This is a genomic window from Pseudonocardia sp. NPDC049154 (assembly GCF_040648315.1).
GTDB lineage: Bacteria > Actinomycetota > Actinomycetes > Mycobacteriales > Pseudonocardiaceae > Pseudonocardia.
Map to the genome: position 1 here is coordinate 13,579 of NZ_JBEZDN010000040.1, position 22,756 is coordinate 36,334.

General features: G+C 74.3%; 23 protein-coding genes. 15 read left to right on the forward strand and 8 right to left on the reverse strand.

The annotated features are described in order from the left end of the window. Positions 1 to 110 precede the first annotated feature (110 nt). Positions 111 to 353 (forward strand): hypothetical protein, encoded by a 243-nt coding sequence (locus tag AB0B41_RS20020; RefSeq protein WP_037042729.1) that lies wholly within the window; start codon positions 111 to 113, stop codon positions 351 to 353. An 11-nt stretch (positions 354 to 364) separates the two neighbouring features. After that, on the forward strand, positions 365 to 757 hold the full coding sequence (locus tag AB0B41_RS20025) for a hypothetical protein (protein WP_037042731.1): 393 nt from the start codon (positions 365 to 367) through the stop codon (positions 755 to 757). Here AB0B41_RS20025 and AB0B41_RS20030 read toward each other — a convergent pair. Both AB0B41_RS20030 and AB0B41_RS20035 read right to left on the reverse strand, forming a co-directional pair. After that, positions 754 to 1,512: a tyrosine-protein phosphatase gene (locus AB0B41_RS20030; protein WP_358205296.1), complete on the reverse strand. Its 759-nt coding sequence runs from the start codon at positions 1,510 to 1,512 to the stop codon at positions 754 to 756. The genes AB0B41_RS20025 and AB0B41_RS20030 overlap by 4 nt on opposite strands. 47 nt (positions 1,513 to 1,559) lie before the next feature. Next, a complete protein-coding gene (locus AB0B41_RS20035; protein WP_358205298.1) occupies positions 1,560 to 2,318 on the reverse strand; it encodes a hypothetical protein in 759 nt (252 codons plus the stop codon). 68 nt (positions 2,319 to 2,386) lie between these two features. Between AB0B41_RS20035 and AB0B41_RS20040 the strand changes: the two genes are divergently transcribed. Further along, the gene (locus AB0B41_RS20040; protein WP_358205301.1) at positions 2,387 to 3,877 is read left to right on the forward strand and encodes an AMP-binding protein; all 1,491 of its coding nucleotides are present in this window, start codon (positions 2,387 to 2,389) and stop codon (positions 3,875 to 3,877) included. A 181-nt stretch (positions 3,878 to 4,058) separates the two neighbouring features. Here AB0B41_RS20040 and soxR read toward each other — a convergent pair whose 3' ends face one another. After that, positions 4,059 to 4,523 carry a redox-sensitive transcriptional activator SoxR gene (soxR, locus tag AB0B41_RS20045; RefSeq protein ID WP_358205303.1) on the reverse strand — a complete coding sequence of 155 codons (465 nt, stop codon included), beginning with the start codon at positions 4,521 to 4,523 and terminating at the stop codon, positions 4,059 to 4,061. A gap of 320 nt (positions 4,524 to 4,843) precedes the next feature. Between soxR and AB0B41_RS20050 the strand changes: the two genes are divergently transcribed. Then, complete coding sequence (locus tag AB0B41_RS20050; protein WP_358205305.1) at positions 4,844 to 5,698, forward strand: transglycosylase SLT domain-containing protein; 855 nt, start codon at positions 4,844 to 4,846, stop codon at positions 5,696 to 5,698. A gap of 224 nt (positions 5,699 to 5,922) precedes the next feature. Then, a complete protein-coding gene (locus AB0B41_RS20055) occupies positions 5,923 to 8,004 on the forward strand; it encodes an acyltransferase family protein (protein ID WP_358205308.1) in 2,082 nt (693 codons plus the stop codon). 5 nt (positions 8,005 to 8,009) lie between these two features. On the opposite strand, the gene AB0B41_RS20060 is transcribed toward AB0B41_RS20055, so the two are convergent. Beyond that, positions 8,010 to 8,234: an RNA-binding S4 domain-containing protein gene (locus AB0B41_RS20060; protein WP_358205310.1), complete on the reverse strand. Its 225-nt coding sequence runs from the start codon at positions 8,232 to 8,234 to the stop codon at positions 8,010 to 8,012. 73 nt (positions 8,235 to 8,307) lie between these two features. On the opposite strand from AB0B41_RS20060, the gene AB0B41_RS20065 reads away from it, so the two are divergent. Then, positions 8,308 to 9,249: a nitronate monooxygenase gene (locus tag AB0B41_RS20065; protein ID WP_358205312.1), complete on the forward strand. Its 942-nt coding sequence runs from the start codon at positions 8,308 to 8,310 to the stop codon at positions 9,247 to 9,249. Position 9,250: 1 nt separating this feature from the next. Here the strand turns inward: AB0B41_RS20065 and AB0B41_RS20070 are convergent, their stop codons facing one another. The 4 genes from AB0B41_RS20070 to AB0B41_RS20085 all read right to left on the reverse strand — a co-directional run bounded on the left by AB0B41_RS20070 (position 9,251) and on the right by AB0B41_RS20085 (position 12,448). Next, the gene (locus AB0B41_RS20070) at positions 9,251 to 9,718 is read right to left on the reverse strand and encodes a DUF3592 domain-containing protein (RefSeq protein WP_358205314.1); all 468 of its coding nucleotides are present in this window, start codon (positions 9,716 to 9,718) and stop codon (positions 9,251 to 9,253) included. Between the two features lie 31 nt (positions 9,719 to 9,749). Then, positions 9,750 to 10,559, reverse strand: a complete 810-nt coding sequence (locus AB0B41_RS20075) for an HTTM domain-containing protein (RefSeq protein WP_358205377.1) — start codon at positions 10,557 to 10,559, stop codon at positions 9,750 to 9,752. Continuing rightward, positions 10,556 to 10,879: a hypothetical protein gene (locus tag AB0B41_RS20080; RefSeq protein ID WP_358205316.1), complete on the reverse strand. Its 324-nt coding sequence runs from the start codon at positions 10,877 to 10,879 to the stop codon at positions 10,556 to 10,558. The genes AB0B41_RS20075 and AB0B41_RS20080 overlap by 4 nt, the downstream gene beginning before the upstream one ends. Before the next feature lie 153 nt (positions 10,880 to 11,032). Further along, positions 11,033 to 12,448 (reverse strand): NAD(P)/FAD-dependent oxidoreductase, encoded by a 1,416-nt coding sequence (locus tag AB0B41_RS20085; RefSeq protein ID WP_358205318.1) that lies wholly within the window; start codon positions 12,446 to 12,448, stop codon positions 11,033 to 11,035. 94 nt (positions 12,449 to 12,542) lie between these two features. Between AB0B41_RS20085 and AB0B41_RS20090 the strand changes: the two genes are divergently transcribed. From AB0B41_RS20090 to AB0B41_RS20130, 9 genes are all read left to right on the forward strand, one after another. After that, a complete protein-coding gene (locus AB0B41_RS20090) occupies positions 12,543 to 13,397 on the forward strand; it encodes a class II aldolase/adducin family protein (RefSeq protein ID WP_358205319.1) in 855 nt (284 codons plus the stop codon). A gap of 138 nt (positions 13,398 to 13,535) precedes the next feature. After that, positions 13,536 to 14,750, forward strand: coding sequence for a cytochrome P450 (locus tag AB0B41_RS20095; RefSeq protein ID WP_358205322.1), 1,215 nt, complete (start codon positions 13,536 to 13,538; stop codon positions 14,748 to 14,750). Positions 14,751 to 14,772: 22 nt separating this feature from the next. After that, on the forward strand, positions 14,773 to 15,456 hold the full coding sequence (locus tag AB0B41_RS20100; protein WP_358205325.1) for a helix-turn-helix domain-containing protein: 684 nt from the start codon (positions 14,773 to 14,775) through the stop codon (positions 15,454 to 15,456). Further along, positions 15,453 to 15,653 carry a ferredoxin gene (locus tag AB0B41_RS20105; protein ID WP_358205327.1) on the forward strand — a complete coding sequence of 67 codons (201 nt, stop codon included), beginning with the start codon at positions 15,453 to 15,455 and terminating at the stop codon, positions 15,651 to 15,653. The genes AB0B41_RS20100 and AB0B41_RS20105 overlap by 4 nt, the downstream gene beginning before the upstream one ends. Positions 15,654 to 15,745: 92 nt before the next feature. Then, positions 15,746 to 16,687: an AraC family transcriptional regulator gene (locus tag AB0B41_RS20110; RefSeq protein WP_358205330.1), complete on the forward strand. Its 942-nt coding sequence runs from the start codon at positions 15,746 to 15,748 to the stop codon at positions 16,685 to 16,687. Between the two features lie 82 nt (positions 16,688 to 16,769). Beyond that, on the forward strand, positions 16,770 to 18,005 hold the full coding sequence (locus AB0B41_RS20115) for an acyl-CoA dehydrogenase family protein (RefSeq protein ID WP_358205332.1): 1,236 nt from the start codon (positions 16,770 to 16,772) through the stop codon (positions 18,003 to 18,005). Between the two features lie 161 nt (positions 18,006 to 18,166). After that, positions 18,167 to 20,356, forward strand: a complete 2,190-nt coding sequence (gene katG, locus AB0B41_RS20120; protein ID WP_358205380.1) for a catalase/peroxidase HPI — start codon at positions 18,167 to 18,169, stop codon at positions 20,354 to 20,356. Between the two features lie 153 nt (positions 20,357 to 20,509). Then, positions 20,510 to 21,913, forward strand: a complete 1,404-nt coding sequence (locus tag AB0B41_RS20125; RefSeq protein ID WP_358205334.1) for a LytTR family transcriptional regulator DNA-binding domain-containing protein — start codon at positions 20,510 to 20,512, stop codon at positions 21,911 to 21,913. A gap of 367 nt (positions 21,914 to 22,280) precedes the next feature. Further along, entirely contained in the window at positions 22,281 to 22,748 is a 468-nt protein-coding gene (locus tag AB0B41_RS20130) for an MSMEG_3727 family PQQ-associated protein (RefSeq protein WP_358205337.1), read from the forward strand. The last annotated feature ends 8 nt before the right edge of the window (positions 22,749 to 22,756 follow it).

Genomic DNA, 22,756 nt, shown 5'->3' on the forward strand with positions numbered 1-22,756 from the left:
GGCGCCCAGCCTGGCATACCCGTCGGTAACCTGCATCGGCCGCGCTGCGCCCTCGTTCGGCGGCGGGGCTTCCGGTCGACGGCCCGATATGCGCCCAGTAGCCTGACGGTATGCGCAGCGAGCGGGTGACCGTCACCCTGCCGGCCGAACTGGTCGCGGAGGCACGGGAGGCGGTCCGCAACGGGAGTGCGGCGAGCCTGTCGGCGTACGTCGCGGAGGCCGTGCAGGCACGGCAGTCGCGCGATCGGTCGCTCGCTACTCTGGCCGACCTGTACGGAGGTCCCCCACCGGCGGACGAGCTCGACGCGGCGCGCAGGTCGCTCCGGCTCGTGCCTCCCGTGGCCGTCGGCTGAAGGGCGCGCACATGATCGGCGGAAGAGTGCTGGACGCCAGCGCGCTCCGGGCGTTCGCGACCGGCCGGCCCGTCTACATGCGCGCCCTCGTGTGGGCCGCCGTGGAGGAGAACCTCGTGCTCGCGGTGCCGTCCGCGGCGCTCGGCCGCGCGTGGTCGCAGCTCGAGCCCGAGCACCACGCCGCCCTGCAGGTCCTGCTCGGCCTGCCCAACACCGTGATCCACGACCTGAGCCCGGCGATGGCCCAGGAGTCCGGGCTGCTGCTCGCCGCCACGGGGCAGGACGACATCGTGGCCGGGCAGGTCGTCACCACCGCCCGGCACCGGGGCTGGCCGGCCGTCACCGGCGACCCCGGCGCCCTCCGCAAGCTCGACGGCGCGGTCCCGATCGAGGAGCTCCCCTAGACCAGCCGGTTGCGCAGGGCGGTGAGCTCGTCGTCCGTGAGGCCGTTGGCCTGCAGCCAGCCGACCGCACCGCCGTCACGCTCGTCGAGCGTGGCCAGCACCTGCTCCATCGCGACCGCGCGCGGGCTGTGCCGGTCGATCTCGTCCGGCCCGGGCATCTCCTCCCCGGACAGGGAGGTCCAGCGCCGGAACATCGCCTCGATCTTCGTGGCGGACAGGGCGTAGTCCTCGACGACGGCCTCCCGCTCGACCCCGACGGCGTCGAGCACCATCGCCACCAGGGTCCCGGTGCGGTCCTTGCCCGCGGCGCAGTGCACCAGCGCGGTCCCGTCCGTGGTCGCGAGCCGGCGGACGGCGCCGACGACGTTCGGTCCGCGGTCGCGCAGGTAGCCGAGGTAGTTCGCGACCATGGGGTGGACGTCGTCGCCCACCTCGGGCAGCTCCCGCCCGGACTCGGGGATGAACGTGAACTGCACGGTCTCGACGCCGGCGCGGGCGAGCTCGGTCTCGCCGTGCTCGGCGATCTCGCGGTCGGTCCGCAGGTCGAGGATCAGCCGCAGGCCGAGGCCGTCGACGAGCTGCCGGACGTCGCCCGGTGTCACGTGGTCGAGCGACTCGCTGCGCAGCAGCACGCCGGTGCGGGTGTGCCCGCCGTCGACGAGCGGCAGGCCGCCGACGTCGCGGATGTTGTCGAGGCCCTCGAAGCGCAGCCAGCGGTCGGCGGAGGTGGTCGGCACGGCGGGGGCGTCGGTCACCACCCCACGGTAACGGCGGTTCCTCCGCATCGCGGGTGACCGGCGTCTCACCCCAGCAGCTTCTGCGTGCCCGCCCGGGCGACCGTGAGCGGGTCCGGCAGCGCGGGCAGCCCGTCCTCGGGGGCGAGCACGGTGAAGTTCATGACGACCTCGCCCTCGCGGACCGAGATCATGACGACGTCGAAGCCCTCGCCGCCGATCTGCCAGCCGGTCGCCTCGTCGTGGCCCAGGTCGGCGCGCAGGTCCTCGGCGGGCGCGATCACGGCCGGTCGCCCGTCCACGTGGTCCTCCGAGCAGGACATGCCCGCGACCGACGCGCGGTAGGCCTCGGCGGCGCCCGCCTCGTCGCCGTAGACGCTGACGGTCTCCTGGACCAGGCCGTTCGTGCTCTCCGCGGCGGTGCCGACCCGCACGGCGAACGGGAACTGCGCGACGACGCCCGGCCCGCCGCACAACGCGGGGGTCGCCGGGTCCGGCCGCGGCTCCTCCCCCGCCGTGAACTGCGGGCCGATCTCCGCGGGGGTGAGCAGGAAGGGGCGCAGGCCGTCGGCGGCGGCGTCCATGCCGGGGTCGGAGACCGGGGCCCGCGACGCGCCGCCCGACGACACGGGGCGCGGCGGCGCGGCCGCCTCCCGCTGCGGCAGGACCTCCCGGGCGGCCGCCGGGGCCGGCTGGGCCGCCGGCACCGCCTGGACGGTCGGGGCCGGCGCGTCGACGCGGGGATCGGCGGAGGCCGCGCCGCACGCGCTGGTCGCGAGCACGGCACCGAGCACGGCGGCGGAGAGGGCGGCGGGCACGAGTCGCATACCGGGAAGTCTTCGCCGGCGGAGGGCCCGGGTCGGGGAGGCCAGCACCACCTCCGAGCGGAGGAGGCATGTGCATCATCGCCGCGAAGGCGCAGGATCGGGTGGTGATCCCCGACGAGACCCCACTCGGCCGCACGATCGACCTGCTCGCGGAGCAGGACTCCGACGCGATCGCCCTCCTCCATCCCGCCGGCACCACCACCCGCGCCGAGCTCGCCGCCGGCTCCGGCCGGGCCGCCCGGGAGCTCGCCGCGCTCGGGGTGCGCGAGGGGTCGCTGGTCACCATCGGGCTACCGAACGGCGCGGCCTTCTACGCCGCCGTCGTCGGGGCGTGGAAGCTCGGCGCGATCCCGCAGCCGGTCTCGGCGAAGCTGCCGCCCGCCGAGCTCGAGGCGTTGATCGAGATCGCCGACCCGCCCGTCGTCGTCGGGCTGCCGACGCCGGACGGGCGCCCCTCGCTGCCCGCCGACTGGGCGCCCGACCCCACCCTCGGCCCCGGCCCGCTGCCGCCCGCGGTGCCGCCGAGCTGGAAGGCGCCGACCTCGGGCGGGAGCACCGGGCGACCGAAGATCATCCTGGCCGGGAACGAGGGCCGGTACGGGGTCGTCACGCAGGCGGCCGAACGGCTGCGCCTCGAGGGCGACGGCGAGGTCTTCGCCGTGACCGCGCCGCTCTACCACAACGCGCCGTTCATGTTCTCGCTGATCAGCCTGCTGCGCGGGGGCACGGTGGTGGTGCTCGACCACTTCGACGGCGCCACCGTGCTCGAGGCCGTCGACCGGCACCGCGTGACCTGGCTCTACGCCGTGCCGACCCTGATGGGCCGGCTGCTGCGGCTGCCGGAGGAGGTGCGGACCGCCGCCGACGTGTCGTCGGTGCGCACGTTGCTGCACGTCGGGGCGCCGTGCCCGGAGCACGTCAAGCGCGGGTGCCTCGAGTGGTTCGGGCCGGAGACCGTGCTCGAGCTGTACGCGGGCACCGAGTCGCAGGCCAGCTGCATGATCGACGGCGTGGAGTGGCTGGCCCACCCGGGCTCGGTCGGGCAGGTGGTGTCCGGCGAGATGCGGATCGGCGACGAGGAGGGGCGGCCGCTGCCCGTCGGCGAGGTCGGCGAGGTGTGGATGAAGGTGCCCGAGTCGCCGTACCGGTACCTCGGCGCGGTCGCGCGGGGCCGCGACGGCTGGGAGTCGCTCGGCGACATGGGCCGGATGGACGCCGAGGGCTACCTGTACCTCGCCGACCGGCGCAGCGACATGATCCTCGTCGGCGGGTCCAACGTGTACCCGGCCGAGGTGGAGGCCGCCCTCGACGCGCACCCGGCCGTGCTGTCGTCGTGCGTGATCGGGCTGCCCGACGACGACCTGGGCTCGCGGGTGCACGCGATCGTCCAGCTCGATCCCGGCTCGACCGTCACCGACGACGAGCTGCGCGCACACGTCGCGGGGCGACTGGCCCGGCAGAAGGTGCCCGCGACGATCGAGCGGGTGGACCACCCGCTCCGCGAGGACACGGGCAAGGTGCGCCGCTCCGCCCTCCGCGCCGAGCGGATGGCGGGCTGAGACCCGGCGCGACTCGCGGGAGGCCAGAGCGCGACTCGCGGTGCCAGAACTCCCGACTCGCGGTGCCGGAACTCCCGACTCGCGGTGCCAGAACTGCCGACTCGCGGTGCCAGAACTGCCGACTCGCGGTGCCGGAACTGCCGACTCGCGGGCCGGGGCGCGGGTCGCGGGCTCGCGGGCGTCAGGGGGTGGGGCCGCGGCGGAGGGCGGCGGGGAGCATGCGGGCGCCGTCGCCCGCGGAGGCGGCGCGGTCCTCCGGGTTCATCAGCCGGCAGCGGGCGAGGGAGAGGCAGCCGCAGCCGATGCAGGAGTCGAGCCCGTCCCGCAGCGCGACGAGGGCGTCGATCTGCTCGTCGAGCCGGCCCCGCCAGGTCTTGGACAGCCGCGTCCAGTCGGTCTTGGTCGGCGTGTGGTCGGCGGGGAGCTCGTCGAGGGCGGCGCGGACGTCGTCGAGCCCGATGCCGATGGAGCGGGCGGCCCGGATGAACGCGAGCCGGCGGAGCACGCCCCGCTCGTAGCGCCGCTGACCGCCCGACGTCCGGGTGGCGCTCACGAGCCCCTCGCGCTCGTAGAACCGGAGCGCCGAGTGCGGGAAGCCGCTGCGGGTGACGACCTCCCCGATGGTCAGCAGGTCCTTCGCGTGCACGGGGCCTCCCAGAAGCTGAAGCTCGATTCACGTCCACCCTACGCGCCGGTAGCGTCCGGTCGCGCCCGGTGACCGTTCACCGCAGGAGACGCAGAACACCTTGCCGGTGGACGGCGCGACGAACGGCCGCGGAGCAGCGGCGACAGGCAGCCCCCGGGGGTTGTGTCCGGGGGTTCACCATCCGTAGTGTCCCGGGCAGTCATCACGGTCCGATCACGAGCGACAGTGGAGCCGGAGTCCCCGACCGGCTCCCCGGGACCCCCGACCCGGGTCGCCCGAGGCGGTCCGTGACGTGCAGAGAACGCGAAAGGCTCAACACCTTGGCTGGCCACCGCTCCCCAGGCGGCCGGCGTGTCACCGGAGACCCGGCTCCCCACCGGGTCCCCGCGAGGCACGCCGCCAGGCACGCGACCGCCCCCGGTCGCGTCGCCCCCCGGCGCACCGTCGCGTCCACGACGGCTGCCGTCGGCGCCGCGTTCGGCGTCCTGTCGACGGGCACGTTCGCGGCCGTCACCTCCACCGGTGCCCCGGCGATCGCCGACGCCGCGGAGACCTCCACGGCCGCCACGCAGCTGGCCGCGAACTCCGAGGCCCTGCAGGTCGACCCGGCGGACGTCCCGCTCACCGGTGCGCACCTGAGCCCGGTCGCCTACTCGGTCGCCGGCATCGACCACTCCGGCTCGTCCGAGGCCGACCCCGGGGCGACCCCGGACGTGGAACTGGCCTCGCTGGACAAGGCCGGCCGGATCGCGGACGGGATCGCGGAGCAGCAGGCCAAGGAGGCCGCGGAGGCGGCCGCCCGCGCGGAGCTCGACGCGCTGATCGCCCGTGGCGGCGTGGACGGCTGGATCGCCAAGGCCCTGGAGATCTGCGATCTCCCGCAGGACCTCGCGCCGGGCGTCAAGAGGGTCATCATGGCGGAGTCCGGCGGCAACCCGCGCGCGATCAACCTGTGGGACTCCAACGCCCGCGCCGGCCGCCCCTCGCAGGGCCTGATGCAGGTCATCCCCTCGACCTTCCGGGCCTACGTGCACCCCAGCCTGGCGGACCGCGCGATCACCGACCCGGTCGCCAACATCACTGCGGGCGTGCGTTACATGATCGCCAACTACGGCATCGACACCCTCGAGGCCGGCGGCCGCAGCAACGGCTCGGGCGGCTACGTGGGCTACTGAGCCCACCGCCCGCGATCAGCACCGATGCCGCCGGAGCCGGGTCCCGCCGAGCGGGACCCGGTCTGCCGATCTAGAGTACGAACGACCCGGATCGTCACGAGGGGTGACGAGCCGGCCCTGCCTCCCCCTCGCCCCCGCCCCCGACGCGGGGCCCGCCCGGAGCGCCCGCCGGGGCCGGACGGGTGTACGAGCTGGGCCGGAGGAGGCGACCGCGGAGGGACCGGATGACAGCGATGCGGCCCGACCCCGTCGATCCCGCCTCCGGTCCCGTCCCGCACGTCCCGCGCACGCCCGCCGCCCCGGCCACGGAGCGTGCCCGGCGCTTCCGCCCCGAGCTGCAGGGCCTGCGCGCGCTCGCGGTCCTCCTCGTCGTCGCCTACCACGTCTGGTTCGGCCGGGTCTCCGGCGGCGTCGACGTCTTCTTCGTGATCTCCGGCTTCCTCATCACCGGGCAGCTCTTCCGGGCCGCCGCCCGCGGCCGGCTCCGCTTCCGGCCGACGTGGGCGCGCCAGGCCGCGCGGCTGCTGCCCGCCGCCTTCACCGTGCTGCTCGTGAGCGCGGTCGCGGGTGCGCTGCTGCTCCCCGAGGCCCGCTGGCAGCAGACCCTGCACGAGCTGTTCGCCTCGGCCGTGTTCCTGGAGAACTGGCAGCTCGCCGCCGACTCCGTGGACTACGCGGCCCAGCACAACACCCAGAGCGTGGTCCAGCACTTCTGGTCGCTGTCGATCCAGGTGCAGTTCTACGTCGTGTGGCCGCTGCTGATCGCGGTGGTGGCGCTGGTCGCCGGGCAGGCCAGGGAGCGGCTGCGCGGGCACCTGCTGCTCACCCTGAGCGGTCTGTTCGCCGCGTCGCTGACCTTCTCCGTCGCGCTGACGATCACCAACCAGCCGCTCGCCTACTTCCACTCGCTGACCCGCGTGTGGGAGTTCGCACTGGGCGGCCTGTTGGCGCTGACGATCGACGCGATCACCCTGCCCCGCCGCTGGCGGATCGTGCTCGGCTGGCTCGGCGTCGTCGGGCTCGTCGCCTGCGGCGCGCTGCTGCGGGTCGACGCCGTGTTCCCCGGCATCGCGGCGCTGTGGCCCACCGGCGCGGCGTGCCTGGTGCTGATCGCCGGCATGACCGGCAGCCGGATCGGCGCGGACCGGATCCTCGCCTCGCGGCCCGTCGGCTATCTCGGCGACCTGAGCTACTCGCTGTACCTGTGGCACTGGCCGGTGCTGATCTTCTTCTTGGTCGTCCGCGACCAGGAGACCGTCGGGCTGCGGGGCGGGCTCGCCATCGTCGCGCTGTCGGTCGTGCTCGCGGTGCTCACCCACCACCTGATCGAGGAGCCGATCCGGCGGGCGCCGCTCACCGACCGGACGCGCTGGCGGGGCGCGGCCGCCGGGCTCGCGGTCGTCCTGCTCGCCGGCGGCGTCTGGCAGTTCGAGGCCGCCCAGCGGGCGAACGAGACCGCAGTGGTGGGCGACGCCGACCATCCCGGGGCGATGGCCGTGCGCGCCGGCTCGATCGACGACGTCGACCCGGCCGTCGAGCTGATCCCGCCGATGGTCACGGCGCCGAACGACTTCTACCCGGTCCAGGACTGGGCCTGCGCCCCGATGAACCGCTACCCCACCTCCGAGGCCTGCACGATGCCCCGGCCGGATCCCGCGGTCCCGCCGGCCAAGCGGATAGTCGTCGTCGGGGACTCGCACTCCCAGCAGTACACCGCCGCGCTGGCCCCGGTCGCGCAGCGGAACAACTGGGAGCTGATCGACATGTTGAAGGGGGCCTGCCCCTTCTCCACCGCGTCCGAGGTGGACCCGGCCAACCTGGACTGCCTGAACTGGAACGCCGCGGTGGTCGACGAGATCGCCGACCTGCATCCCGACGCCGTGTTCACCCTCGCCAGCCGGGACGTCCGGGCGGGGCTCACCGAGGTCACCCCGCCCGGCTTCGTCGCCGCCTGGCAGCGGATGAACGAGCTCGGCATCCCGGTGATCGCCGCGCGGGACAACCCGCGCTTCGACACGTCGTTCAGCCCGCTGGACTGCCTGCAGCAGCGCGGCCGCGGGGCCGCCGAGTGCGGCCTGCAGCGCGCCGACGTCTACGGCCCGATCCCGCCGTACCAGCTGGTCCCGGACGTCCCGCCGAACGTGACCTTCCTGGACTTCTCCGACCACCTGTGCGACGCCGCGCTCTGCCCGGCCGAGATCGGCAACGTGCTCGTCTACATGGACTTCAACCACGTCTCGGCCACGTACATGACCTCGCTCGCCCCGGTCATGGAGGAGCGGCTGCACCAGGCCCTGGGCTGGTAGCCCCGCTACCCGACGGGGCGCGCCCGCCGGCCGTGCACCGCCACGACCTGCCCGCGGCGCAGCTGGGCGCCGCGGCGGGTCTCCGCGCGGCCGTCGACCATGACCTCGCCCGCCTCGACCAGCTCCCGGGCGTGCACGCCGTCCTCGGCGAGGCCGGCGAGCTTGAGGAACTGCCCGAGCCGGATCGGCTCGGTCGCGATCGGGACGTCCTGGATCGGCGTGGCTGCCATGTCCCGATCCTCGCACCGGGGACGTTTCCCGCGGACCCTGGTCACTAAGTGAACGTTCGTTTAGCCTGCGGTGGTGACCTTCGCCAACCGCGTGACCCAGCTGCTGGGCGTCGACGTCCCGATCCTGCAGGCCCCGATGGGCTACATCGCCAAACCCCGGCTCGTCGCCGCGGTGTCCGACGCCGGCGCGATGGGCCTGGTCCCCGGCTCGCTCGGGGTCGACGAGGTGCGCGAGGACATCCGCCGCACGCGCGACCTCACCGACAAGCCGTTCGGCGTGAACCTGCCGCTCGCCTTCGTCAAGGACCCCGCGATCGTCGACATGATCGTCGAGGAGGGCGTCCGCTTCGTGACGACGTCCGCGGGCTCCCCCACCGCCCACACGCCCCGGCTGAAGGAGGCGGGCCTGACCGTCTTCCACGTCGTCCCGTCCCTGCGCGGCGCGCAGAAGGCGATCGAGGCCGGCGTCGACGGGCTGGTGGTCGAGGGCAGCGAGGGCGCCGGGTTCAAGGCGCCCCGCGAGGTCTCGTCGATGGTGCTGCTCCCCCTGGTCGCGGCCCAGGTCGGAGTACCGATCGTGGCCGCGGGCGGGATCGCCGACGGCCGGTCGATGGCCGCCGCGTTCGCCCTCGGCGCCGAGGGCGTCCAGATGGGCACGCGCATGGTCGCGACCGAGGAGTCCCCGGTGCACCGGAACATGAAGGACGCCGTGGTGGCGGCGGCCGAGACCGACACCATGCTGATCAACAAGCACAACGGCAAGCAGGTCCGGGTGCTGCGGACCGAGGCCACCGCGCCGTTCGAGATCGCGACCGAGGGCGACCCGATGGCTCTGCTCGGCAACATCCACGGGCTCTACCGGGACGGCGACCTCAACGCGAGCCTTGCCCAGCTGGGCCAGGTGGCCGGCCGGATCGGCCGGGTCGAGCCCGTCGCGGAGATCATCCGGCGCACGGTGGCGGAGTTCGAGGAGACCCTCGGTGGGCTGGCCAAGCGGTACCTCGAGGACGCCTGACTCAGGTCGCACCGCCGCGGACCAGCTCGTCGGTGGCGGCGGGCGGCTCCGGGTCGCGCCACCGCCCGTACTTCCCCGCGAACACGGCGATCAGCAGCAGCCCGGTCAGCGGGATCACGATCTGCCGCCAGGGCCAGCCGTCCCCGGCGAGCTCGGCCCGGGCCGGGTCGCGGGGATCGACGACGACGTCGACCGTGTCGCCGACGTCGAGGTCCTTGCGGGGCGTGGTGACCCAGGCCGTGCCGCCGAACCGGGCCGTGTCGACCTCCACGCGGTCGGCCCGGCCCGGTGACGTGTGCCGGACGGCGACGACGGTCCCCCGGTCGGGCTCGCCGCGCATGCCGAGCACGTGATCGTTCCAGGCGGCGGACCCGGCCGTCTGCAGCACCACACCCGTCATCACCAGGGCGGCGACGCGCACGAGCAGCACGCCGTACCACCGCAGGCTCCCGACCCGCCGCGCCTCCACGGCCCGTCCTCGTCGGAACCGGGGGTCGGCGTTAACCGGACGCCGGAGCGCCCTCCGGGATCCGGCGCTCCACGAACCGCGGCAGCCGGTCGACGAAGAGCAGGTAGCCGCCGGTCGTGGTGGCCGCGAAGCAGGTCAGCTCGACGACCGCGATCAGGCTGTCGCTGATCCAGCCGATCATGCACAGGTGCAGCAGGAGCCCGAGCGCGATCGCGACGGGCCGCGTCCGCCGGAACCAGAGCGCCACGGAGACGAACAGCTCCGTGGCCACCGCGCCGACGGCCATCGCCACCAGTACCGGCAGGACCAGCAGGAACCGCGGCGCGAGGGCCGAGTCGATCCCCCATGACGCCAGTCCGTTGCCGGAGAGGAAGTCGAGGCTGAGCTTCCCGAGGGCGGCGTAGACGTAGACGATCGTGATCTGGGCCCGCATGAGGTAGACCGGCGGCGCCCAGACGCCGTCGGCGTACCGGCGCGGGCGCAGCGCGAAGTCGGTGTCGCAGCGCGTGCAGGAGATCAGGAGCGACATCGTGGCCAGCAGGTAGGCGCCGTTGCCGTAGTAGCCCGCGCCCCACATCAACAGCAGGACGCAGAGGCCGACGGTGGCGGCGGCCGGGCGGGCCCGCACGCCCAGCACGACGAGCACGGCGGCGGCCAGCATCACCAGCCCGACGACCGTCCACACCGGCGTGGGCAACGCCGGGAGGAAGGAGTAGAGGGGGTGGGGGCGGTTGCCGAGGTACGGGTTGGCGGTGAGGGCCAGCGCGCGCACCACGGCGACCAGCCCCAGCACGATCCGGTAGGCGGCGAGCGGCCGGCCCGGCACGGTCTCGGGGATCATCCGCACGGCTGCACGCTCTCGGTGTCGGTGTCGTAGAACCGGGTCACCGATTTCAGCTCGGGGTGCCGCGCGCACAGCCGCTCCGGCGTCTGTGGCCCGTAGTGGATGCCGGCCCACGGCCGGCCCACCTCGCCCGGGTCGAGCGGGACGTGCGTGCCGTCCGTGGTCTCGCCGACGTAGCGGTAGTCGGTCGAGGACTCGACGAACATGCTCCAGGCGTAGTGCCGCGGGGTGGAGGTGGTCGCGAGCGAGACGGCCGGGACGACGATCTCGAGGGCCAGCACCCCCACCAGCAGCCGGGAGGCCAGCGCTCGGTTCATCGGGCCGACCGTAGTGCGGTGATCCGCCCCGTCGGGACCGGTCGCGCGCCGACTGCGGTCGGCGGTGGCCGTTCCGCGCCGATCCGTCCCGCTCGTCCGGTGGGCGTCGCCATGGCCGGATCGGCGGGCGCGGTACCGACGACCGGGCCGACGTCAGCGGCGCAGGTGTCCCAGGGCCCGTTCGGCCGCGTGCGCCCCGCACATCCCGTGCGCGCCGGCACCCGGCGGGGTGGCGGCGGAGCAGAGGTACACGCCGGGCACGCCGGTGTCGTAGGGGGTGAGCGTGGCGCGGGGGCCGAGCAGCAGGCGCACCGCCCGCGTCGACCCGCCGACGATGTCGCCGCCCACGAGGTTCGGGTTGTACCGGGCCAGCTCCGTGGTGGTCCGCACCGCGGTCCCGACGACGCGGTCGCGGAAGCCGGGGGCGAACCGCTCGAGCTGCGCGGTGATCGCCTCGGTCGCGTCGCCCGCGTACCCGTGAGGGACGTGCGCGTAGGCCCAGACCGGGTGCACGTCCCCCACCGAGCGGCCCGGGTCGGCGAGGTACTGCTGCCCGACCAGTACGAACGGCCGCTCCGGCAGCCGGCCCGCGACGATCTCGCGCTCCCCGGCCGCGACCTCCTCCAGCGGCCCGCCCAGGTGCACCGTGCCGGCGCGGGCGGCGGCCGGGTTCCGCCAGGGCACCCCGCCCTCGACCGCGAAGTCGACCTTGAACGCCCCCGGCCCGTGCCGGAAGCGCCGGTACGCGCGCGCCACCCGGCGGGGCAGCCGGTCGCCGAGGATGTCGGCGACCGCGCCGGGAGCCAGGTCGAACAGCACGGCGTCGGCGGCGGGCAGCTGCGCCGCGGAGGTCACCCGGACCCCCGTCTCGATGCGCCCGCCGTGCTCGGCCAGCACCGCGGCGAGCGCGTCGGAGATCGCGCGCGAGCCGCCGGCCGCGACCGCCCAGCCGTGCCGGTGCCCGGCGGTGAGGATGCCCAGGCCGATCGCCGAGGTCAGCGGCCGCTCCAGCGGGTGGAACGCGTGCGCCGCGACGCCGGCGAAGAGCGCCCGCGCCTGCGGCGTGGCGAACACGCGGGCCAGGACGGTCGCGGGCAGCAGCGTGGGCGGGCCGAACCGCGCGAGGTCGAGCGGGTGCGACGGGACCCGCAGCAGCGGGCCGAGGACGTCCTCGGCCAGGGCGTCGTAGCGCGCGGCGGGCCGGCCGAACAGCGCGGACCAGCGGCGGCCGTCCCGGCCCAGCCCCCGGGCCGTCTCCGCGACCGAGCGGTGCAGCACGCCGGCCGTGCCGTCGTCGAGCGGGTGGACGCAGTCGATCTCCGGCCACCGCCACTCGAGGCCGTACTTCTCCAGCCGGAGGTCCTGCAGCGCCGGCGAGCCGACGGCCATCGGGTGCACCGCCGAGCAGTGGTCGTGCAGCAGCCCGGGCACGATCGCCTCGCCCGTTCGCGTGCCGCCGCCGATCTCCGCCGCCGCCTCCAGCACGGTGACCTCGACGCCCGCGCGCGCCAGCAGCGCCGCCGCCGTGAGCCCGTTGGGGCCGCTTCCGACCACGACCGCAGTGCTCACGGCCGCGACCCTAACGCCCGGCCCACCGGCACCGGCGCGGCGGGAGCCGGGCCAGCCGTTGACGGGCCGGGGCGGCGAGGCGCACCGTCGGAGGATGGCTGCACCGACGACGTCCGCACCCACCTCCGCACCCGACACCGCGCCCGGTTCCGCTGCCGGCGGGATGCCCTCCTTCGAGCCCACCCAGGAGGGCATCGCCCTGCCGCGCCCGCCCGAGTTCGCGACCGTCGAGGAGGAGCGGCTGCACCGCAAGCAGCAGCTCGCGGGCGCGTTCCGGATCTTCGGCCGGTTCGGCTTCGGCGAGGGCGTCGCCGGGCACATCACGGTGCGCGACCCGGAGCACGAGGACATGTTCTGGGTGAACCCGTTCGGCATGTCGTTCCGCCACATCCGCGTCTCGGACCTGATCCTCGTCGACCACACCGGGACGGTCCGGTACGGCGACAAGCCGGTGAACCGGGCCGGGTTCGTGATCCACTCGGCCGTGCACGAGGCCCGGCCGGACGTCGTCGCGGCGTGCCACGCGCACTCGGTGTACGGCAAGGCCTGGTCCTCGCTCGGCCGGCCGCTCGACCCGATCACACAGGACGCCTGCGCGCTCTACGAGAACCACTCGGTGGTCACCGAGGGGGCGGGCGCGGTCGTGGTCGACGAGGAGGCGGCCCGGCTGCTCGCCGAGGGCCTCGGCGACAACGCCATGTGCTTCCACCGCAACCACGGGATCTTCACCGTCGGACACACCGTGGCCGAGGCGGCGTGGTGGTTCATCAGCACCGAGCGCAACTGCCAGGCCCAGCTGCTCGCCGAGGCCGCCGGGACGCCGACGCTGGTCGACCCGGCGAACGCGCGCTTCACCCGCGAGCAGACCGGCGGGCACTACGCCGGCTGGTTCGCCTTCCAGCCGCTGTGGGACGAGGTCGTGCGGACCGACCCGGACCTGTTCGACTGACGCCCGGCGAGTGACGACGGCGAGAACCCCGGCGCGCGCCGGGGTTCCCGTTCCGGGCGTGACCTTCCACGTGGTGCATCAAATCAAGCGGTTGATTTACAGTGGGACGAGCGACCGCCCACCACCGGAAGGACCGCTGTGACCCTCTCCGAGCCCGGTACCGACGAGCTGCGCTACCCGCTGCCCGCGCCGGACCCGCTCGAGCCGCCGAAGGAGTGGGCCGAGCTGCGCGACCGCTGTCCCGTCGCCACGGTGACCCTGCCCAGCGGTGACCACGCGCAGCTGCTCACCCGCTACGACGACGTCAAGCAGGTCCTCTCCGACCCCCGCTTCCCCCGCGTCGGCGGCGGGCAGGGCGCGCGGATCTCCGACTCCGGCGGCGTGTTCGACAGCGACATGGCGAGCGCGCTCCCGCAGAGCGGCCCGGCGCACCAGCAGTGGCGGCGCCTGGTGATGCGCTGGTTCACCGCCAGGAGGATGACCGCGCTCCGGCCGCGGATCGAGGAGATGGCGGACTCGCTGATCGACGAGATGCAGGCCCACGGCCGGCCGGCGGACCTCAAGGCCGCGCTCGGCTTCCCGCTCCCGGTCTGGGTCATCTGCACGATGCTCGGCGTGCCGGACTCCGACCGCGACAAGTTCTCCTACTGGTCGGACACGCTGCTCAACCTCACCCGGTACAGCCGGGACGAGATCGTGGCGGCGCAGACCGAGTTCCTCGGCTACATGCAGGCCCACGTGCAGGCCAAGCGCGCGCAGCCCGGCGACGACCTGCTCAGCGAGCTGACCACCGAGCCCACCGCGGACGGCACCCTGCTCACCGACGCCCAGCTCGTCGGCACCGGCCAGGGCCTGCTCGTCGCCGGGCACGAGACCACCGCGAACATGATCAGCAAGATGGTCGCGATGCTGCTCGCCGACCGCCGCCGTTGGGAGCAGCTGCTGGCCGACCCGTCCCTGGTGCGCACCGCCGTCGAGGAGTCGCTGCGCTTCGACGCCAACCCGGGCATCGGCATGCCCCGCTACATCGCCGAGGACGTCGAGCTCGGGAGCGCCGCCCTGCCCGCCGGCACCACCGTCATGTGCAGCATGGGGGCCGCGAACCGCGACGCGCGGGCGTTCGACGGCGCCGAGGAGATGGACCTGACCCGCTCGCCCAACCCGCACCTGAGCTTCGGCTCCGGCCCGCACTCCTGCCTCGGCCAGGCGCTCGCCCGCACCGAGCTGCAGGTCACCCTCGAGGTGCTGCTGCGCCGGCTGCCCGGGCTCGACCTGGCCGTCCCGGTCGAGGAGCTGCAGCGGGTCGAGGGCCTGGCCGTCGGCGGGCTGCGCGAGCTCCCGGTGCGCTGGTGAGGCGGTGAACGGGGATGTCGTGGTGACGGGTCCGCGGGCGAGCCGCGCCGAGGCCACCCGGGCGCTGATCCTCGCCGCCGCCGAGCGGCTCTTCGCCGAGCGCGGCGTGGCGGCGGTGTCGAACCGGCAGATCGGCGAGGCGGCCGGGCAGGGCAACACCGCCGTCGTCGGCTACCACTTCGGCGCCAAGGAGGACCTGGTCCGGGCGGTGGTGCGGCGGCACACCACGCGGATCGAGGGCCTGCGGGCCGAGGCGCTCGCCGCGACCGAGGGATCGACGGACGTCCGGGACTGGGTCGCGTGCCTGGTCCGGCCGCTGACCGACTACCTCGACGGCCTCGGCCCGCCCACCTGGTTCGCCCGCTTCCACGCCCAGCTCACCACCGAGCCCGCCTACCGCGAGATCGTCACGCAGGAGTCGCTCGGCTCGCCGGCGCTGCTCGCGACGGCCGAGGGGCTCGACCGCTGCCTGCCCGACCTGCCCGCCGAGGTCCGCCTCGAGCGCGGCGACATGACCCGCCTGCTGATGGTGCACGTGTGCGCCGCCCGCGAACGCGCCCTCGCCGAGGGCGCCCCCACCCCCCGGACCACCTGGGACGCGACCGCCACGGGCCTGGTCGACGCGATCGTCGGCCTCTGGCTCGCCCCGGCCACGGTCCCTGCCGGCCCCACCGGGCCCACTGCCACCGAAGGAGACCGAGCATGAAGGTGACCGTCGACGAGGACCGCTGCTGCGGCGCCGGGCAGTGCGTGATGCTCGCGCCGGACGTGTTCGACCAGCGCGAGGACGACGGGATCGTGGTGCTGCTCGAGGCCGAGCCCGACACCGGGCAGCACGCGGCGGTCCGCGAGGCCGCGGACGTCTGCCCCGCGGGAGCGATCACGGTTCACGAGGACTCCTGACCGCGGCCGGTTGACCGGCACCGGCGTGCCGGACGAGCATTCGGCGTGGGCGGCGACCCCGCCGCCCGCGCCGGGCGCGAGGAGGTCGGCGGATGGCCGTCTGGGACGTCGCCGCCCGGCCCGAGCGCGAGCAGTTCGGGTACTGGCACGAGGTCATCTGCCGCGCCTTCGTGCCCCTGACCCCGCGCCGGGCCGACCGCGCCGCACCCGGCTTCGCCGCCCGCGTCGAGACGCGGCCGCTGCAGCAGGTCGTGCGCGCGCACATCGCGTCGCAGCCGCAGGCCACCCTGCACGGGCCGGCCGAGGTCGCCCGCACGGACGGGGCCTTCTACTTCCTGAACCTGCAGGTCGCGGGCCGGTGCCGGGTCCGGCAGGGCGGCGCCGACGCGATCGTGGGGCCGGGCGAGTTCACCGTCGTCGACACCACCGAGCCGTACCGGTTCGACTTCGACGCACCCTGGCGGATGGTCTCCTACCGGCTCCCCCACGAGCTGCTCGACGGCCGCCGGCTGCGGCCCCGGCTCGGCGCGCGGTGGGACGGGCGCGGCGCCGGCGGGGTCGTCAGCGCGATGATCGGTGCGCTCTGGGAGGTCGACGACGCCGGCCCGGCCGCCGCCGAGCTGGAGTTCGCCCTGGCCGCGGCCGTCACGGCCGCGGCGGCACCCGGCCCGCAGGCCCCGGCCGGGGAGCTGCTGCGGGCCGCGGTCCTGCGGTACGTCCGCGGCCGGCTGGGCGACCCCGCCCTGTCCGTGGCCGCCGTGTGCCGCCGGTTCGCCGTCTCCCCGCGGACCCTGCACGCGGCCTTCGCCGGCTCCGGCGACACGTTCGCCGCGACCGTCCGACGGCTGCGCCTCGAGCAGGCCGCCGCGCTGCTCGCCGACCCCGCCGACACCCGCACGGTCACCCAGATCGCCTCCTCGGTCGGCTTCGTCGACCCGGCCTCCTTCAGCCGGGCCTTCCGCCGCGCCCACGGCTACGCCCCGAGTGAGCTGCGCGGACCTGCACGAACTGCACAGGTCCCGCGCACGGACTGACGAGACCGCCGCGCCGCGCGCCGGGAGCCTGGGGGCTCCCGCCGGACGCCGTCCGGCACCGACACCGACGTCGGAGGTCCCGGTGTCCGTCTCCTTCTCCCTCTCCCCCGAGCAGGTCGGGCTCAAGCACGCCGCGCGGGAGTTCGCCGAGGCGAACCTGCGCGACCTGGCCGACGCCGTCCGCGCCGAGCCCGACCCGGTCCGCCGCGCCGCCCTGGCCCGCCCCGCCTTCGAGAAGGCGGTCGCCGCCGGTTTCCTCAAGGGCCTGATCCCGGCGCCCTTCGGCGGCGCCGCGGGCGGCGGGGTCGACGCAGCGATCCTGATCGAGGAATGGGCGGTCCACAGCCCGGACTTCGTGATCTCGATGGCCGGCCCGCTGATCGCGCTCGCACCCGTCTACGAGGTCGGCACGCCCGAGCAGATCGCGCGCTTCGTCGCTCCCTTCCTGGCGGACTCCGGCGCGCCGGTGGCCGCGATGGCCTACTCCGAGCCCGGCGGCAGCGCCAACTTCGACGCGCCGCCGCCCGCCGAGGGCACCCGCACCACCGCCGTGCCCGACGGCGACCACTACGTGATCAACGGGCGGAAGGCGTGGGCGTCGCACCTGCCGGGCTGGGACGGCGACGGCCCCGACCTCATGACGATCGTCTGCCGCGCGCCCGGCGGGGTCTCGCTCGTCGTCGCCGAGCGGGAGCACCTCGCCGGCCACGTCGAGGTGGAGGAGTACCACGACCTGCCGGCGCTGCGGGGCTGCCTCACCGCGACCGTCCGGCTCGTCGACGTCGGGGTGCCCCGGGCGAACCTGCTCGGCCGCGAGGGCCAGGGGGTGGAGCTGTGCCGCGACGCCTTCGTTGGCAGCGGGGCCTCCATCGGCACGTTCGCCGTCGCGGCGATGCGCCGGGCCTTCGAGGTGGCCCTGCGGTTCGCCACCACCGAGAAGCGCGGCGGCGCGGTGCCGATCGTCGAGCACCAGTCCGTCGCCGACGTGCTCGCGGACGCCAAGGGCCGCATCGAGGCCGTCCGACTGCTGTCCTGGCGGGCCCTCGACGCCGCGCTCGCCGGGGACCCGCACGGACCGGAGTGGGCGCTGCACGCGAAGGTGTTCGGCTCGGAGACCGCCGTCGACGTGATCACCGACCTGGTCAAGATCGTGGGCGTGTCGGCCTACGACACGGCGTTCCCGCTGCTCCGGTACCTGAACGAGGCGCTCGCCTACCCGGTGATCGAGGGGTCGAACGTCGGGGTGCGCCGCCGCCAGCTGCAGGCCCTCCTCCGCACGCCCGGCTACGACCCGCTGGCCGCGTCGGGCATGGCGTAGCGGGCCTGGCCGCGGCACGTGGGTGGTCTCAGACTGCGACACGTTCTTGATTGGTTCCAGAGAGTTCGCCAGACTCCGCCGCACCTGGGCCCACCACACGCCCCGAACGCAGGAGGATCGCAGTGTCGTCGTCCGAGGACCACACCACGGTCGAGAAGCAGATGCAGACGGGCGAGGCGGGCGGCTGCCCCGTGCACGCCGGCCGTCTCGGGCACCCGACCGAAGGTGCGAGCAACACCGACTGGTGGCCCAACCAGCTCAACCTGAAGATCCTCCGCAAGCACCCGGCCGTGGCCAACCCGATGGGCGCGGACTTCGACTACGCCGCGGAGTTCCTGAGCGTCGACCTGGACGAGCTGGCCCGGGACGTCGACGCGGTCCTCACCGACTCCCAGGACTGGTGGCCGGCGGACTTCGGGCACTACGGCCCGTTCATGATCCGGATGGCGTGGCACAGCGCGGGCACCTACCGCGTCGACGACGGCCGCGGCGGGGCGGGCGCGGGCATGCAGCGCTTCGCCCCCCTCAACAGCTGGCCGGACAACGGCAACCTGGACAAGGCCCGGCGCCTGCTCTGGCCGGTCAAGAAGAAGTGGGGCAGGAAGGTCTCCTGGGCCGACCTCATGATCTTCACGGGTAACCGCGCCCTGGAGACCATGGGCCTGAAGACCTTCGGCTTCGCCGGCGGCCGCACGGACGTCTGGGAGCCGGACGAGGACGTCTACTGGGGCCCGGAGCGCACCTGGCTCGGCGACGAGCGCTACACCGGTGACCGCGAGCTGGAGAAGCCGCTCGGCGCCGTCCAGATGGGGCTGATCTACGTCAACCCGGAGGGCCCCAACGCCAACCCGGACCCGGTCGCCGCGGCCCGCGACATCCGCGAGACCTTCGGCCGGATGGCGATGAACGACGAGGAGACCGTCGCCCTCATCGCCGGCGGGCACACCTTCGGCAAGACCCACGGCGCGGCGAACCCGGACGTCGACGACAACGTCGGCCCGGAGCCCGAGGGCGCCCCGATCGAGCAGCAGGGCCTGGGCTGGAAGCAGGGCTTCGGCACGGGCAAGGGCCGCGACACCATCACCTCGGGCCTCGAGGTCACCTGGACCTCCACGCCGACGCAGTGGGGCAACGGCTTCTTCGACAACCTGTTCGGCTACGAGTACGAGGTGACGAAGAGCCCGGCCGGCGCCTGGCAGTGGGTGGCGAAGGACGGCTCCGGGGACAACAGGATCCCCGACCCGGAGACCGGTGAGCTCGACCGGCCGGTCACGATGCTGACCACGGACCTGGCCCTGCGGTTCGACCCGATCTACGAGCCGATCTCGCGCCGGTTCCACGAGAACCCGGCGGAGTTCGCCGACGCGTTCGCCCGCGCCTGGTACAAGCTCACCCACCGCGACATGGGCCCGATCCAGCGCTACCTCGGCCCGCTGGTGCCGCAGGAGGAGCTGCTCTGGCAGGACCCGGTCCCGGCGGCGAACGGCTACACCCTGTCCGACGACGACGTCACCGCCCTCAAGGCGAAGATCCTCGAGACGGGGCTCTCCGTCTCCCGGCTGGTGTCGGCCTCCTGGGCCGCGGCCTCGTCGTTCCGCAGCAGCGACAAGCGCGGCGGCGCGAACGGCGGGCGCATCCGCCTCGAGCCGCAGCGCGGCTGGGAGGTCAACGACCCGGACGAGCTCGCCCAGGTCATCCGGGCGCTGGAGGGCGTCCGGGCGTCGTTCGGCAAGCAGGTCTCCTTCGCCGACCTGGTCGTGCTGGCCGGAGCGGCCGCGGTCGAGAAGGCCGCCCGGGACGCGGGGCACGACGTCACGGTGCCGTTCACCCCGGGCCGGACCGACGCAACCCAGGAGCAGACGGACGTCGACTCCTTCGCCCACCTCGAGCCCACCGCGGACGGCTTCCGCAACTATCGCGGCAAGGGGCACCGCCTGCCCGGCGAGTACCTGCTCGTCGACCGGGCGAACCTGCTCGGCCTGAGCGCGCCGGAGCTGACCGTCCTGGTCGGCGGCCTGCGCGTGCTGGGCGCGAACACCGGCGGCTCGAAGGCCGGCGTGTTCACCGACCGGCCCGGCACGCTGACCACCGACTTCTTCACGAACCTGCTCGACATGGACGTCGAGTGGAGGTCGGTCGCCGGCGACGACGACCTGTTCGAGGCCCACGACCGCGCCACCGGCGAGGTCCGGTGGACCGGCACCCGCGTCGACCTGGTCTTCGGTTCGAACTCCGAGCTGCGGGCCCTCGCCGAGGTCTACGCGAGCGACGACGCGGCGGAGAAGTTCGTGCAGGACTTCGTCGCGGCGTGGGTCAAGGTCGCGAACGCGGACCGGTACGACCTGGTCTGATCGCCGACCCGTCGGGGCGCGCCCGGCCCGGGCGTTGACCCGAAAGGGCCCTCGGGACTTCGTCCCGGGGGCCCTTTCGTCGGCTGACGCACGGCCCCGCCGGTGCCTACAGTGGGACCTCCCTGGCTGCGCTCAACGACGAGTGGTCCCCACATGAACGACGTACACCGGCTCGGTCCCACGGCGGCGACCCCCTACCGGGACACCGTGCTCGCGGCGTGGGAGCGGTTCGTCGACGGCGAGGACAGCGTCCCCGGGGTCCGCCCCGAGGTCGTGGTCTCCTGGCACCGCTGCCGGGAGCAGTACCGGGTCGACCCGCTCCTGCGCGCCGCACCGGTCGCCGTCGAGCAGATCGACCACACCCTCGAGCACGACGTCGTGTTCACCGAGCTGGGCGGACTGGCGGCCTCCGTGGCCCAGGACGTCGACAACCTCAGCGGCATCGTCACCGTCGCCGACGCCACCGGCCGGATCCTCGCCGCGTGGGGGAACCACACCACGTTGGGCCGGGCGTCGGACTCCAACCTGGCGCCCTGGTACTGCTGGTCGGAGTGTGCGGCGGGCACGAACGGCATGGGCACGGCGCTGGAGGGCCACGGCCCGGTCCTGGTCCGCGGCGCCGAGCACTGGTGCCAGGCCTTCCACAACTGGGTGTGCGCCGGCATCGCGGTGCGCGACGTGGTGACCCGGGCCCCGATCGCGGTCCTCAACATCTCCTGCTGGCGCACCGCCCTCCCCGACGCGACGGGCGCGTGGCTCTCGCAGGCGGTCGCCACGACCCGGCGCACGCTGCGCAACCGGGCCCGGGACAGCGGGACGGCGCTGGTCGCGGCCTTCACGCAGGCCCGGGCCCGTCCCGGTATCGCGCTCGCCGCGATGGACACGGCCGGCAAGGTGGTGATCGCCGACGAGACGGCGAGCGTGCTCATGGGCGTGCCGGCCGTCACCCCGGCGATCGACCCCACGGTGCGCTGGAACCCGGGGCTTCCGGACCTGATCGGCATCGCGCGCTACGCCGACCGGCAGGCGGCGCACAATCCGGACTGGGTGGGGGCGACCCAGGTCTTCACCCATCTCGCGGACGAGCCGACGCCGGTCGGCGTCCGCCCGGTCTTCGTCTCCGGGCGGATGGTGGGGAGCCTGCTCTCGTTCGGGGTGGTCGACGGGGAGCTGGTGGGCGAGCTCGACGCGCCGACCCGGCCCCGGGAGCCCCGGGATCCGCGGCGGCGGCTCGTCGCCCTGCGCGAGAACCGCCTGGTGCTGCTGCGGCCGTCGGAGGTCTACCTCGCCGAGGCCGACGGCAACGACGTATGGCTCTCGACCGACGAGGGGCGCCTGCGCGCCGCCTCCGCCGGCCTCGACCGGCTCGACGACGAGCTCGCCGACGCCGGGTTCCTGCGGGTGCACCGCCGGTACGTGGTGAACCTCGACCGCGTCCGGGAGGTCGAGCGCGGGGACAAGGGGGAGCTGTCGCTCGTCCTCGACAGCAAGGCGGGCGACCGCGTGCCCGTGTCGCGACGCAACGCCCCCGGCGTGCGGCGCGCGCTCGGGATCTGAGCCGGATCCGCGATCTTCCGGCGGCACCGGATCGCGGGGGAACGGTAGCTCGGACCGAACGAACGGCTCCCGGCACCGCGAACCAGTACGTGACCTTGCCGCTGCTCCTGTGACGAGCGTAACGTTTTCCTCCGCCGGGGAACGAATTCGGGGCGGGTCCGATCACGTACGGCGAACGCCGTTCCCGGCGATCGTCGTGCACATTTCCGGACGGCATTCGAGACGACCGACAGCGACCGATGCCCGTGACTCCGGCTCGTCGCCGCGCCCCGGACGGGTGGAGCGCGACACCCGAACCGGGACCGGCGGGCGGCCGGATGCGCGAGGCGGACGACACGCGACAGGCGCGGACCAGGAGGCGGAGCCGATGACGACCAGTAGCGCCCAGGATCGGGCGGAACTGATGCACAAGCTGGGACTGGACCACCAGAACAAGGGCCCCATCGGACGTGTCATCACGACCGGCAACGTCGAACAGGCCAAGGAGCGGGAAGACGGCACCATGCACATCCGCCTCCGGATCAACCCGGACGAGATCGCATGGGACCCCGCCGTCATCGTCATGCCGCACGGCGGCGATCTCGAGATCGAGATCTTCAACGACGACCTGAACACGCACTGCGCGCTGTTCCCCAGCAATGGCGACCGGAAGTTCATCTGGTTGGTCAACCATTCCCGCGGCCGGGCGAAGCTCAATCTCGACGGCCCCGGCTACTACTGGTTCAGCTCGCCCACCGGCAACGACGAGGGCCGCGGGCTGACCGGCGCCATCGTCGTCCTCGGCGACGTCCCGCCCGAGGCCCGCCTCGACCGACCCGAACAGCCGCGGCCGTAGGAAGGAGC